The sequence below is a fragment of the Streptococcus oralis genome, from assembly GCF_003944215.1.
Lineage (GTDB): Bacteria > Bacillota > Bacilli > Lactobacillales > Streptococcaceae > Streptococcus > Streptococcus oralis_BI.
Genome location: NZ_RJVZ01000025.1, coordinates 1 through 13382, shown reverse-complemented (window position 1 = coordinate 13382; position 13382 = coordinate 1). Strand labels below are relative to the sequence as shown.

Genomic DNA, 13382 nt, shown 5'->3' with positions numbered 1-13382 from the left:
ATATAATTATTGCTTTTAGAGAATACTACGGATTAGACGAATTTAATCTTAAAGAGATTGATCAGTATTTATGGCAGTTGGGAAAAGAATATTTCCCAAATAAATATTAGCGACTTTTTCTCACTCAGAAAGGAAAACCATTAAATTGTCCTACAAATTTTTACTCTTCGACCTTGACCATACCTTGCTTGATTTTGATGCCGCTGAGGATGTGGCTCTGACACAACTTCTAAAAGAAGAAGGAGTTGCGGATATCCAAGCCTTCAAAGACTATTACGTTCCCATGAACAAGGCTCTCTGGAAGAACTTGGAGCAAAAGAAAATTAGTAAACAAGAGCTGGTCAACACGCGCTTTTCTCGTTTATTTGCCTATTTCGGACAGGAAAAAGACGGTACGTTACTTGCCCAGCGTTACCAATTTTACTTAGCCCAACAGGGACAAACTTTTTCAGGTGCTCATGAACTCTTGGACAGCCTTATCGAGCGTGATTATGACTTGTATGCTGCGACAAATGGGATTACTGCCATTCAGACAGGGCGTTTGGCTCAATCAGGTCTGGCTCCCTATTTCAATCAAGTTTTTATTTCAGAACAGTTGCAAACGCAAAAGCCTGATGCACTATTCTATGAAAAAATAGGTCAGCAGATTGCTGGATTTGATAAAGAAAAAACGGTTATGATTGGAGATTCCCTGACAGCGGACATCCAAGGAGGGAATAATGCTGGGATTGATACTATCTGGTACAATCCCCATCATCTGGAAAATAAGACGCAAGCCCAGCCGACTTATGAAGTTGAGTCTTACCTAGCTCTACTAGAACTTTTAGATAAACTGTAAAAAGTGGTTTCAATAGCCACTTTTTGCTATAATAGAGGCAGTAAAACTGAAGGAGTAAGCTTTATGCAACACTCATCTTGGCATGCTTTGATTAAGGAGCGATTACCTGAAGGTTATTTTGGACAAATAAACCACTTTATGGAGCAGGTCTATGCGCAAGGAACAGTTTATCCGCCCAAGGAAAAGGTTTTTCAGGCCCTATTGACTACACCGCTTGAAGAGGTTAAGGTGGTGATTCTGGGGCAGGATCCTTATCATGGACCAGGTCAGGCGCAGGGCTTAAGTTTTTCTGTACCTGATTCTATCCCAGCTCCGCCGTCTTTGCAAAATATATTGAAAGAATTAGCAGATGATATTGGAATTAAAGCATCCCATGATTTGACAGCTTGGGCTGAGCAAGGGGTTTTACTTCTCAATGCTTGTTTGACTGTTCCTGCTGGTCAGGCAAATGGTCATGCTGGGCAGATTTGGGAGCCCTTTACAGATGCTGTGATTCAGGTGGTCAATAATCTGGATAGGCCAGTGGTCTTTGTACTCTGGGGCGCTTATGCACGCAAGAAGAAGTCCTTGGTTACCAATCCTCACCACTTGATTATCGAATCAGCCCATCCCAGTCCTTTATCGGTTTATAGAGGATTTTGGGGTTCCAAGCCTTTTTCTAAGGCTAATGCATTCTTAACAGAGACCGAACAAGAGCCGATCGATTGGCTTAGATAAGGAGAGAATATGCCTCAGTTAGCGACGATTTGCTACATTGATAACGGAAAAGAACTACTCATGCTCCATCGCAATAAAAAGCCCAATGATGTCCATGCTGGTAAATGGATTGGCGTAGGTGGGAAGCTAGAGCGAGGGGAGACTCCACAGGAATGTGCAGCGCGTGAAATCCTCGAAGAAACAGGGCTCAAAGCCAAGCCAGTTCTAAAAGGTGTTATCACTTTTCCAGAGTTCACGCCAGATTTAGACTGGTACACCTATGTTTTTAAGGTGACGGAGTTTGAGGGTGACTTGATTGACTGCAATGAGGGGACCTTAGAATGGGTTCCCTATGATGAAGTTCTAAGCAAGCCAACCTGGGAAGGTGACCACACCTTTGTTGAGTGGCTTTTAGAGGACAAACCCTTCTTTTCAGCCAAGTTCGTTTACGATGGGGATAAATTGTTGGATACCCAAGTTGATTTCTATGAATAAAGGAGAAAGCAGATGCTACTAATCAAAAATGGTCGTGTAATGGATCCTAAGTCTGGTTTGGATCAAGTGTGTGATGTTTTAGTCCAAGATGGGAAAATTGTCAAAATTGCTCCGGAAATCAAGAAAGAAGAAGCAGAACTGATTGATGCTACTGGTCTTGTAGTTGCACCTGGCTTGGTCGATATTCATGTCCATTTCCGTGAACCTGGTCAGACCCATAAGGAAGACATCCATACTGGTGCCCTAGCGGCTGCTGCAGGTGGTTTTACAACGGTTGTCATGATGGCTAATACTAGTCCAACCATTTCGGATGTGGAGACTTTGCAAGAAGTTCTCCAGTCTGCTACCAAGGAAAAGATTAACGTCAGAACGGTTGCAACTATTACCAAGAACTTTAATGGTAAAGACTTGACTGACTTTAAGGCGCTTTTAGAAGCAGGTGCCGTTGGTTTCTCAGATGACGGTATTCCACTTGAAAGCAGCAAGGTTCTCAAAGAAGCCTTGGAAACTGCTAAAAAACTTGGCACCTTTGTTTGTCTACACGAGGAAGATCCGGGCTTGAATGGGATTCTTGGATTTAACGAAAACATCGCTAAAGACCACTTCAAGATCTGTGGTGCGACAGGGGTGGCAGAATACGCTATGATTGCGCGTGATGTCATGATTGCCTACGCAACTAAGGCACATGTTCACATCCAGCATTTGTCTAAGGAGGAAAGTGTCAAGGTAGTGGAGTTCGCTCAAGGTTTGGGTGCCCATGTCACCGCAGAAGTAGCTCCGCAACATTTCTCTAAGACAGAGGCCCTCCTCTTGACGCAAGGTAGTAATGCCAAAATGAATCCTCCGCTTCGTTTGGAGTCAGATCGTCGTGCTGTGATCGAAGGTCTCAAGTCAGGTGTTATCACAGTTATCGCAACGGACCACGCGCCTCACCATGCAGATGAGAAAAATGTAGAAGATATCACCAAAGCGCCATCTGGTATGACTGGTTTAGAAACCTCTCTGTCTCTCGGCTTGACTTATTTGGTCCAAGCTGGTGAGCTAAGCTTAATGGAATTGCTAGAAAAAATGACTGTCAATCCAGCTAAATTGTACAACTTTGAAGCAGGTTACTTGGCTGAGAATGGTCCCGCAGATATCACTATCTTTGATGACAAGGCTGATCGTACAGTTGGTCCAGACTTTGCTTCAAAATCATCAAATTCACCATTTATCGGCGAAACCTTAAAAGGGCAGGTCAAATATACTATCTGTAAGGGACAAATCGTCTACCAAAACTAGATGGGACTCTGCTCTATAAACTATAAGAATAGAGAGCACTTATGTACCCAACCCATCAATTTAAAGATAAGTTTGTCTTATTTCTTAAGATATTTTTCCCTATCCTGATTTATCAGTTTGCCAATTATTCTGCCTCTTTTGTCGATACAACCATGACGGGGCAGTACAATACCATGGACTTGGCTGGTGTTTCGACTGCAACGAGTCTATGGAATCCTTTCTTTACCTTTTTGACAGGGATTGTTTCGGCCATGGTACCCATCATAGGCCATCATCTGGGACGGGGCAAAAAGGAAGAAGTGGCATCTGATTTTTACCAATTCATCTATTTATCTTTCGGACTGTCTTTGATCTTGCTTGGAATGGTAGTATTCTTAGCACCCCCAGTCTTAAACCATATTGGGCTAGAATCCCAAGTGGCAGCAGTCTCGGTTCGTTATCTTTGGTACTTGTCTATCGGAATTATTCCCTTGTTGCTTTTCAGTGTTATCCGATCGCTACTTGATTCACTCGGTCTAACCAAGCTATCTATGTACCTCATGCTCTTATTGCTACCTTTAAATTGTGGGTTTAACTATTTATTGATCTACGGTGCCTTTGGGTTTCCAGAGTTAGGTGGAGCAGGAGCAGGGCTAGGAACCTCACTTGCTTATTGGTGTCTACTGGGAATTTCCATCATCATCTTGGTCAAGCAGAAAAACCTAAAAGAACTTCATTTAGAACGACGCACCCCTCTGAAATTAGAGAGAATTATAGAGGGAATTCGCTTGGGCTTACCAATCGGTGGTACTGTTTTTGCTGAGGTGATTATTTTTTCTGTCGTTGGTTTGATGATGGCTAAGTTTTCGTCTATGATTATTGCCAGCCACCAGTCAGCCATGAACTTCTCAACTCTCATGTATGCCTTTCCGGTGAGCATTTCTTCTGCCATGGCCATAGTTGTTTCTTATGAAGTTGGGGCTAAGCGTTTTGATGATGCCAAGACCTATATCAAAATTGGTCGTTGGATAGCGTTGATATTTGCAGGTTTTACCTTAAGCTTCCTCTATATCTTGAGAGATATTGTAGCCAGTTTATATGGAAATAATCCTGACTTCATTGAATTAACATCTACCTTCCTAACTTATAGTCTATTTTTCCAGTTAGCTGACACCGTTGCAGCTCCTTTACAAGGAATACTGAGAGGCTATAAGGATACGGTTGTTCCCTTCTATCTAGGAGTAATTGCTTACTGGGCTGTTTCCATTCCGTTAGGCTTATTCCTAGACCAAGTGACAACTTTGGGAGCCTATTCTTACTGGATTGGTCTAATAGCGAGTTTGGTCGTTAGTGCTATCCTCTATCAAGGGCGCTTGCAAACAATTATGAAAAGATTTGAAGTTTCCAATGTCAAATAAACTTTGTGAAAAAATGTTTTAATTTATAGAAAATCCTGATAAACTGGGGTTTTCTTTTTGTATTTTGTGAAAGAATCTAAGCATATATTTTGACAGTGCTTTCATAATGCGATAGAATGAGGATATAAAACTTTAAACCTAGAAAGGCGAGATTATGTCAACTTTAGATAGAAATCTCTTGCTAGAGATGTTCCGTAAGATGGAAGAAATCCGTCGAATGGACTTAAAAATTGCACAATTAGTAAAAAAAGGGAAAGTTCCTGGTATGACTCACTTTTCTGTTGGAGAGGAAGCCGCTAACGTCGGAGCTATGCTGGCTCTCAATCCAGATGATCTGATTACCTCAAACCACCGTGGTCATGGACAGGCTATCGCCAAAGGAATTGACCTCAACGGAATGATGGCTGAAATCCTTGGGAAATACACTGGAACCTGTAAAGGAAAAGGTGGTTCCATGCACATTGCAGACCTTGATGCAGGTAACCTTGGTGCCAATGGTATCGTAGGTGGTGGTATGGGAATCGCTGTCGGTGCAGCCCTCAGCCAGCAAATGAAAAAGACAGGCAAGATTGTTGTCTGCTTCTTTGGTGACGGTGCTACCAACGAAGGTGTTTTCCACGAAGCTGTTAACATGGCTTCCATCTGGAACCTTCCAGTCATTTTCTACTGCATTAACAACGGTTATGGGATCTCTGCGGATATCAAGAAAATGACCAATGTAGAGCATATTCATCAACGTAGCGCTGCTTATGGAATTCCTGGAATGTTTATTGAAGACGGAAACAATGTCATTGATGTTTATGAAGGATTTAAGAAAGCTGTAGACCATGTTCGTGGTGGCAATGGCCCAGTCTTGATTGAAAGTGTAACCTATCGTTGGCTTGGTCACTCATCATCTGACCCTGGTAAATATCGTACCCGTGAAGAAGTGGAATTGTGGAAACAAAAAGACCCAATCGAAAATCTTCGCAAATACCTCATTGAAAACAATATTGCAAGTGCAGAAGAATTGGAAGAAATTCAAGCACAAGTCAAGGAAGCAGTAGAAGCCTCTGTTAAATTTGCAGAAGAAAGCCCATTCCCACCGCTAGAATCGGCCTTTGAAGATATTTACGCAGACTAAGGAGAAAGAGATAAAATGGAAACAAAAACAATGTCGTTCCGTGACACCATTATCCTTGCTATGTCTGAGGAAATGCGTCGCGATGAAAATGTATTCTTGATGGGAGAAGACGTCGGTGTCTTCGGAGGAGACTTCGGAACTTCTGTTGGAATGCTTGAAGAATTTGGTCCAGAACGTGTCCGTGACTGTCCGATTTCTGAAGCTGCTATCTCAGGTGCAGCAGCAGGAGCAGCTATGACGGGACTTCGCCCAATAGTTGATATGACCTTCATGGACTTCTCGGTTATCGCCATGGACAATATCGTCAACCAAGCTGCTAAAACACGTTATATGTTTGGTGGTAAAGGTCAGGTTCCAATGACTGTCCGATGTGCTGCTGGTAATGGAGTTGGTTCTGCCGCCCAGCACTCGCAATCTCTAGAGTCTTGGTTTACTCACATTCCTGGTCTTAAGGTTGTAGCTCCGGGTACACCTGCGGATATGAAAGGACTGCTCAAGTCTTCTATCCGTGATAATAACCCTGTTATCATTCTTGAGTACAAGTCAGAATTTAACCAAAAAGGGGAAGTGCCAGTTGATCCAGACTACACAATCCCACTTGGAGTTGGGGAAATCAAACGTGAAGGAACGGATGTAACAGTTGTTACTTACGGTAAAATGCTTCGCCGTGTGGTTCAAGCAGCTGAAGAATTGGCAGAAGAAGGAATTTCGGTTGAAATTGTGGACCCACGTACCCTTGTACCGCTTGATAAGGATATCATCATTAACTCAGTTAAGAAGACTGGAAAGGTCGTTCTGGTCAACGATGCCCACAAAACAAGTGGCTATATCGGCGAGATTTCAGCAATTATTTCAGAATCAGAAGCATTTGACTATCTAGATGCACCAATCCGCCGCTGCGCTGGTGAAGATGTGCCAATGCCATATGCACAGAACTTGGAAAATGCAATGATTCCAACCGTTGAAAGCATCAAAGATGCCATCCGAAAAACTTACAACAAAGAGTAATATTACATAAATTAAATTACGTAAATTTTAGAGATTTTAACTTTAGTAACTTGAGTTATGTTTTGTATCCAAGTTGTATATAAAGTTGCGACATGAGTGAGTCGAATCGATAATATTCGACGAATGAATTAGTAAGTCTACTAGGTTGGTCGCTTAACAGCGGCAACCGTAGTAACTTGAGACACGTTTCGTGTACAAGTTACTTGTAGAGTTGAACACGGGCTAAAGTCTGTGTGAAAAAGATAAACTTTCTTAGAAACTAAAGTTTCTTCGTCAAGTTTCCTATTTTCACTTTGACTTTTGACGCCCTTTGTATCATGTAATTGAATTCGGACGGAGGTCTGCGAAAAAAAGATAGATTTCTTTGTGTTCATCGAACACATCGTCAATCTCCTATTTTTTCATTGCCCTCTTCGTCCTTAATATCTTATATTCGAACACGGGCTAAAAGCTCGGAAAAAGGATAAATCTCCTTGACTTCATCGAAGCCTGCGTAGATTTCCTATTTTTCAGTCGCTTTTTTACGCCCTTAGTATCATAATTAGAATTGGAGAGGTCATGGCTGATGACAAGCTAAGAGCGACTCCTGCGGCTAGAAAGTTAGCGGATGATCTAGGAATCAACCTCTACGACGTTTCTGGCTCAGGTGCAAACGGTCGTGTCCACAAAGAAGACGTGGAAACTTATAAAGACACAAACGTGGTTCGCATTTCGCCACTTGCAAAACGAATTGCCCTCGAACATAACATTGCTTGGCAGGAAATCCAAGGAACAGGTCATCGTGGTAAGATCATGAAGAAGGACGTTTTGGCCTTGCTTCCAGAAAATATCGAAAACGATACCATCAAGTCTCCTGCTCAAATTGAAAAAGCGGAAGAAGTTCCAGACAATATCACTCCTTATGGTGAAATTGAGCGTATTCCAATGACACCAATGCGTAAGGTAATCGCCCAACGTATGGTTGAATCCTACCTAACTGCGCCAACCTTCACGCTCAACTACGATGTCGATATGTCTGAAATGCTAGCTCTTCGTAAGAAGGTTCTTGAACCAATCATGGAAGCAACTGGTAAGAAAATTACGGTTACAGACCTTCTTTCTCTCGCTGTTGTTAAGACACTCATGAAACACCCTTACATCAACGCTTCATTGACAGAAGACGGCAAGACTATTGTCACTCACAACTATGTCAACCTTGCTATGGCAGTTGGAATGGATGATGGATTGATGACACCTGTTGTTTATAATGCTGAAAAGATGAGCCTTTCAGAGCTGGTTGTAGCCTTCAAGGATGTCATTGGTCGTACCTTGGATGGTAAATTAGCTCCAAGTGAGTTGCAAAACTCAACCTTCACAATTAGTAACTTGGGAATGTTTGGCGTTCAATCTTTTGGTCCGATCATCAACCAACCAAACTCAGCTATCCTCGGGGTTAGCTCAACAGTTGAGAAACCTGTAGTTGTCAATGGTGAGATTGTCATTCGCCCTATCATGAGCCTAGGATTAACTATTGACCACCGTGTTGTAGATGGTATGGCTGGTGCTAAGTTTATGAAAGATTTGAAAGCCTTGATTGAGAATCCAATCTCAATGTTGGTTTAAGTAGCTATTGTTATTTTAGAGTTTTAGATAAAGGAAGTAAGACATGGCCTTAGAAGTAATTATGCCAAAAGCCGGCGTGGATATGACAGAAGGACAAATCGTCCAATGGAATAAGAAAGTCGGGGAATTTGTAAAAGAAGGAGAAATCCTTTTGGAAATCATGACTGACAAAGTCAGCATGGAATTAGAAGCCGAAGAAGATGGATACTTGATTGCCATCCTCAAAGGAGATGGAGAAACTGTTCCAGTAACTGAAGTTATCGGTTATCTTGGCGAAGAAGGTGAAAACATCCCAACCGCTGGAGCGGCAGCGCCAGAATCAAAACCTGCACCTGCAGCTAGTGCCTCAAACGACGATGGTAAGAGTGATGATGCCTTTGATATCGTTGTGATTGGTGGAGGTCCTGCTGGTTACGTGGCAGCGATTAAAGCTGCCCAACTCGGTGGTAAGGTTGCTCTTGTTGAGAAATCTGAACTCGGTGGAACGTGCTTGAACCGTGGCTGTATCCCAACTAAGACCTACCTTCATAACGCTGAAATCATCGAAAACATCGGTCATGCAGCAAACCGTGGTATCGTCATCGAAAATCCAAACTTCACTGTAGATATGGACAAACTCCTTGAAACCAAGTCTAAGGTTGTCAATACTTTGGTAGGTGGAGTTGCAGGTCTTCTTCGTAGCTACGGAGTTACTGTTCATAAGGGAATTGGTACCATCACTAAAGACAAGAATGTCTTGGTTAATGGTTCAGAATTGCTTGAAACCAAGAAAATCATCCTTGCTGGTGGTTCAAAAGTCAGCAAGATCAACGTTCCTGGTATGGAATCATCACTCGTGATGACAAGTGATGACATTCTTGAAATGAACGAAGTTCCAGAAAGCCTCGTAATCATCGGTGGTGGCGTTGTCGGTATCGAACTCGGTCAGGCTTTCATGACATTTGGTTCAAAGGTAACTGTTATCGAAATGATGGACCGTATCGTTCCAGCTATGGATGCCGAAGTTTCTAAGAACCTTCGCTTGATCCTTGAGCGCAAAGGAATGACCATCTTAACAGGTACAAAACTGCAAGAAATCATCGAGGAAAATGGTCAACTTCGTATTAAAGTTGAAGGTAAAGACGATATTATTGCAAGCAAAGCTCTTCTTTCAATCGGTCGTGTTCCAGATCTTGAAGGTATTGGCGATGTTGAGTTCGAGTTAGACCGTGGTCGTATCAAGGTTAATGAATATATGGAAACTTCTGTTCCTGGTATCTACGCACCAGGTGACATCAATGGTACCAAGATGTTAGCTCACGCAGCCTTCCGTATGGGTGAAGTAGCAGCTGAAAATGCGCTTAAAGGAAACCACGTTGTAGCGAAACTTAACTTGACTCCTGCGGCCATTTACACTCTTCCTGAAGTAGCAGCAGTCGGTTTAACAGAAGAGCAAGCTCGTGAGAAATACGATGTTGCCATCGGTAAATTCAACTTTGCGGCTAACGGCCGTGCCATTGCATCGGATGCTGCTCAAGGTTTCGTTAAAGTCATTGCAGATAAGAAATACGGAGAAATCCTTGGTGTCCATATCATCGGTCCTGCAGCTGCAGAATTGATCAATGAAGCATCGAGCATTATCGAAATGGAAATTACTGTTGAAGAAATGCTTAAGACCATCCACGGACACCCAACATACTCTGAAGTTATGTACGAAGCATTTGCAGATGTACTAGGAATGGCCATCCATTCACCTAAGAAAAAATAAATAAGATTTTCAACTAAATTTTCTTAAAGTAGTACGGACGGCAGCGACCTCTATTAGAGTTCCATGCCTAAAAATTGAGCCTCTTGTCTCAATTTTTCCGAGAAATGTAACGATAACACGTTACATTTCTTTTTACCACTTTAGAAAATTGGATTGCTATGAACAGAATTTAAAAACTAAATTTTTGGAAACACCATGAAATATATTATCAATCATTCAAACGACACTGCCTTTAATATTGCCTTGGAAGAATATGCTTTTAAACACCTTTTGGATGAGGATCAAATCTTCCTTCTTTGGATTAATAAACCATCTATCATTGTCGGGCGTCATCAGAATACTATCGAAGAAATCAACCGTGATTATGTTCGCGAAAATGGTATTGAGGTAGTCCGCCGTATCAGTGGTGGTGGAGCTGTTTATCACGATTTAAACAACCTCAACTACACCATTATTTCAAAAGAAGATGAAAACAAGGCCTTTGACTTCAAGAGCTTCTCAACTCCAGTTATCAATACCTTGGCTCAACTTGGTGTTAAAGCTGAGTTCACAGGCCGTAACGACCTTGAGATTGACGGTAAGAAATTCTGTGGAAATGCCCAAGCCTATATCAATGGTCGTATCATGCACCACGGTTGCTTGCTCTTTGACGTTGATTTATCAGTCCTAGCAAATGCTCTCAAGGTTTCAAAGGACAAATTTGAGTCAAAAGGTGTGAAATCCGTCCGTGCTCGTGTAACCAATATTATCAATGAATTACCAGAAAAAATCACAGTTGAAGAATTCCGTGATTTGCTATTGGAATACATGAAAAAAGAGTACCCAGAGATGACTGAATACGTCTTTTCAGAAGAAGAATTGGCCGAAATCAATCGCATCAAAGATACCAAGTTTGGAACTTGGGACTGGAACTACGGTAAATCACCTGAATTTAACGTCCGTCGTGGAACAAAATTCACTAGTGGTAAGGTTGAAGTTTTTGCCAACGTCATTGAATCAAAAATTCAAGATATCAAAATCTATGGTGACTTCTTTGGTATTGAAGACGTTGCAGCTGTAGAAGATGTCCTTCGTGGAGTGAAATACGAACGCGAAGATGCCCTTAAAGCTCTAGAAACCATTGATATTACACGCTATTTTGCTGGTATCAGCCGTGAAGAAATTGCTGAAGCAGTAGTAGGATAATAAAAGAATCCATTTAAGATGGATTCTTTTATTACGTTTAGACTTGATAATCAAGCTGATTAGAGTATAATAGAGAGGAAAAATGAAAAGGAGTTATTCATTAATGTTAGAAATTCCAGTAGAAAGTCTTAATCTATTTGAACAGTTAGACCGCAATGTTGTTGCTTTTTATAGAAATGAAGAAATTTCTCAAACAGAAAGTTTAAATATAAGTATCACACAAGAACATTATGATAAGAAAAATAAAGAGCTGCAGCCTTTAGGATACCAAGCTGTTCAAATACCTTTAGGAATGGCCTTAGATAATATAATCCAGCAAGCCCATTTCAAAAATCTTATAATTGGCGGTCTTCTTCCCGATGAAATCAAAGTAAAGAAAGAGGACTTAATGCCTTTGAAAGACATTGTTGATAGTTTTTGTATTATGTACGCTGCAGCAAATAACCGACTGGAAAATGGTAAAGCTTATGAACTGATGAAGGATAAGACAGTGTATTTTATTGGTAAACTGTTGACTGACAGTCTTAAAAAAGGTGACGAAATTTCTTATATGGGAATCGAAAGAGAATCAGCTGATGGAACTTCTTATGAAGCAGTAAAATGTTTTCTAACTAAAGAGAGTGCTGAGCAGTACAATGATTCAAAAAAACCTGTAAGCCCAGCAAATCTAGCCTATCTACAAGCCTTTTGGGGTAAACCAGTAATTATAGAGCCCCATCGTAACTACTGGATTGAGTTTAAATAAATAAAAAACGAAAGATAAAAGGAATTGATCTTTCGTTTTTTAGCGATAGTTGCTTTACATAATTTATAATATGTAACACTTATAAACTATCCAAAGCATTTTTTTGTTCATCGTTGACGATATGGGTATAGAGGTCAGTGACTTGTGTACTGGCATGTCCTAGCTGATGGCTGACCAAAACTTGCGATTTAGTCGCATCATAGAGCCTAGTTGCTAAGGTATGGCGTAGTTTGTGGGGGGTTACACGCACTTTGAAGTCCTCAGAGTACTTAGCAACCATTTTTTCAACGCTGGAAGCATCGATACGGTTGGGAACACCACGATATAAGGTCAGAAAGAGTGCTGTATCTGTCTTTTCAGTCTTATATCGTTGATTTCGAATGGCTAGATAATTCTCTAGATAAGGTTTTGCAAAGGCAGCGACATTGACAGAATCACGTTTCCCCCCTTTGCGAGTGACATCGATCACCATCATTTTGAGATTGAGGTCTCTTAGATCCAGATTAACAGCTTCAGATAAGCGAACACCAGACGCCAAGAGAAGGGCGATAATGGCCAAATCTCGCTCCTTGTTCTTATTAAAGGAAGATAGGGCACGATTTGAGAGCATTTTAGGGTACTCCTGGTCAATATAAGTCAGAAAACCTTCTGTTTCATCACCTAGAAAGAGTTTTTGTTTGATGTTTTCAGCTCTGGCAGCAAGTGTTTCTTTCTTTTTCTTGGTTGAAACTTTCTTCATTACATTACGATAGAAATAAGGCTCCCCTTGGTCGTTTTCAACTTCCTCAGTTAGATACTTGTAAAGACTGGAAAGAGCTGATAAGGTCCGATTGATAGTTGTCTGTGAAACACCTTGTTTGGTTGTATTAGCATTTAGCAAAGGTCGTTCTCGTAGATATAGGATAAAGGATTCCATGTCTTTTTTTGTCATATGTTCTAAGACAGATAACGGGATATCGGCCATTGTATCAACGTTTGAAATACCAGACTCCAAAACCCAGCTGAAAAATCGATCGTATTCCTTGAGATATTCGTACAAGGTTGTAAAACTATAGGGAACAGCAAGCTTAGATTGGTAGTATTCCAGAACATACCAGGGCATGATTTGTTTTAGTTTGTCGATTCGTTCTAGTAAAATCTCACGTTTCATGTATTTTCTCCATAAATATATCTACTAGTAGTATAGCATAGACTTACATATTTTTCAAGAAAATTATAGTTTTTCGGAAAGATGTAGTAAGAAACTTAAAACGGAAGTCTAACTT

12 protein-coding genes are annotated in these 13382 nt (G+C 41.1%); 11 read left to right on the top strand and 1 reads right to left on the bottom strand.

The annotated features are described in order from the left end of the window. The first annotated feature begins 145 nt into the window (after positions 1–145). The 11 genes from pynA (at position 146) to D8804_RS09695 (ending at position 12117) form a co-directional block, all read left to right on the top strand. A complete protein-coding gene (gene pynA, locus D8804_RS09745; protein WP_125399635.1) occupies positions 146–838 on the top strand; it encodes a pyrimidine 5'-nucleotidase PynA in 693 nt (230 codons plus the stop codon). Between the two features lie 63 nt (positions 839–901). Next, on the top strand, positions 902–1555 hold the full coding sequence (locus tag D8804_RS09740) for a uracil-DNA glycosylase (RefSeq protein ID WP_125399634.1): 654 nt from the start codon (positions 902–904) through the stop codon (positions 1553–1555). A gap of 9 nt (positions 1556–1564) precedes the next feature. Next, positions 1565–2029, top strand: coding sequence for an NUDIX hydrolase (locus tag D8804_RS09735; RefSeq protein ID WP_001135756.1), 465 nt, complete (start codon positions 1565–1567; stop codon positions 2027–2029). Between the two features lie 12 nt (positions 2030–2041). Continuing rightward, positions 2042–3310 carry a dihydroorotase gene (locus tag D8804_RS09730; protein WP_125399633.1) on the top strand — a complete coding sequence of 423 codons (1269 nt, stop codon included), beginning with the start codon at positions 2042–2044 and terminating at the stop codon, positions 3308–3310. 41 nt (positions 3311–3351) lie between these two features. Then, a complete protein-coding gene (locus tag D8804_RS09725) occupies positions 3352–4707 on the top strand; it encodes an MATE family efflux transporter (protein WP_125399632.1) in 1356 nt (451 codons plus the stop codon). Between the two features lie 154 nt (positions 4708–4861). Further along, the gene (locus D8804_RS09720; RefSeq protein ID WP_125399631.1) at positions 4862–5830 is read left to right on the top strand and encodes a thiamine pyrophosphate-dependent dehydrogenase E1 component subunit alpha; all 969 of its coding nucleotides are present in this window, start codon (positions 4862–4864) and stop codon (positions 5828–5830) included. A gap of 15 nt (positions 5831–5845) precedes the next feature. Then, positions 5846–6838 carry an alpha-ketoacid dehydrogenase subunit beta gene (locus D8804_RS09715; RefSeq protein WP_000448714.1) on the top strand — a complete coding sequence of 331 codons (993 nt, stop codon included), beginning with the start codon at positions 5846–5848 and terminating at the stop codon, positions 6836–6838. Positions 6839–7396: 558 nt separating this feature from the next. After that, the gene (locus tag D8804_RS09710; protein WP_125399630.1) at positions 7397–8440 is read left to right on the top strand and encodes a dihydrolipoamide acetyltransferase; all 1044 of its coding nucleotides are present in this window, start codon (positions 7397–7399) and stop codon (positions 8438–8440) included. A 43-nt stretch (positions 8441–8483) separates the two neighbouring features. Continuing rightward, on the top strand, positions 8484–10187 hold the full coding sequence (lpdA, locus tag D8804_RS09705; RefSeq protein ID WP_061407184.1) for a dihydrolipoyl dehydrogenase: 1704 nt from the start codon (positions 8484–8486) through the stop codon (positions 10185–10187). A gap of 195 nt (positions 10188–10382) precedes the next feature. Beyond that, complete coding sequence (locus tag D8804_RS09700; RefSeq protein ID WP_125399629.1) at positions 10383–11372, top strand: lipoate--protein ligase; 990 nt, start codon at positions 10383–10385, stop codon at positions 11370–11372. 103 nt (positions 11373–11475) lie between these two features. After that, positions 11476–12117 (top strand): hypothetical protein, encoded by a 642-nt coding sequence (locus D8804_RS09695; protein WP_084925877.1) that lies wholly within the window; start codon positions 11476–11478, stop codon positions 12115–12117. A 79-nt stretch (positions 12118–12196) separates the two neighbouring features. On the opposite strand, the gene xerS is transcribed toward D8804_RS09695, so the two are convergent. Continuing rightward, positions 12197–13267: a tyrosine recombinase XerS gene (gene xerS / locus D8804_RS09690; RefSeq protein WP_125399628.1), complete on the bottom strand. Its 1071-nt coding sequence runs from the start codon at positions 13265–13267 to the stop codon at positions 12197–12199. Between the last annotated feature and the right edge of the window lie 115 nt (positions 13268–13382).

Bases quoted from the DNA above. Each gene is read 5' to 3' on its own strand.
- D8804_RS09740 (WP_125399634.1), top strand. From the start codon at position 902: ATGCAACACTCATCTTGGCATGCTTTGATTAAGGAGCGATTACCTGAA.
- D8804_RS09735 (WP_001135756.1), top strand. From the start codon at position 1,565: ATGCCTCAGTTAGCGACGATTTGCTACATTGATAACGGAAAAGAACTA.
- D8804_RS09730 (WP_125399633.1), top strand. From the start codon at position 2,042: ATGCTACTAATCAAAAATGGTCGTGTAATGGATCCTAAGTCTGGTTTG.
- D8804_RS09725 (WP_125399632.1), top strand. From the start codon at position 3,352: ATGTACCCAACCCATCAATTTAAAGATAAGTTTGTCTTATTTCTTAAG.
- D8804_RS09720 (WP_125399631.1), top strand. From the start codon at position 4,862: ATGTCAACTTTAGATAGAAATCTCTTGCTAGAGATGTTCCGTAAGATG.
- D8804_RS09715 (WP_000448714.1), top strand. From the start codon at position 5,846: ATGGAAACAAAAACAATGTCGTTCCGTGACACCATTATCCTTGCTATG.
- D8804_RS09710 (WP_125399630.1), top strand. From the start codon at position 7,397: ATGGCTGATGACAAGCTAAGAGCGACTCCTGCGGCTAGAAAGTTAGCG.
- lpdA (WP_061407184.1), top strand. From the start codon at position 8,484: ATGGCCTTAGAAGTAATTATGCCAAAAGCCGGCGTGGATATGACAGAA.
- D8804_RS09700 (WP_125399629.1), top strand. From the start codon at position 10,383: ATGAAATATATTATCAATCATTCAAACGACACTGCCTTTAATATTGCC.
- D8804_RS09695 (WP_084925877.1), top strand. From the start codon at position 11,476: ATGTTAGAAATTCCAGTAGAAAGTCTTAATCTATTTGAACAGTTAGAC.
- xerS (WP_125399628.1), bottom strand. From the start codon at position 13,267: ATGAAACGTGAGATTTTACTAGAACGAATCGACAAACTAAAACAAATC.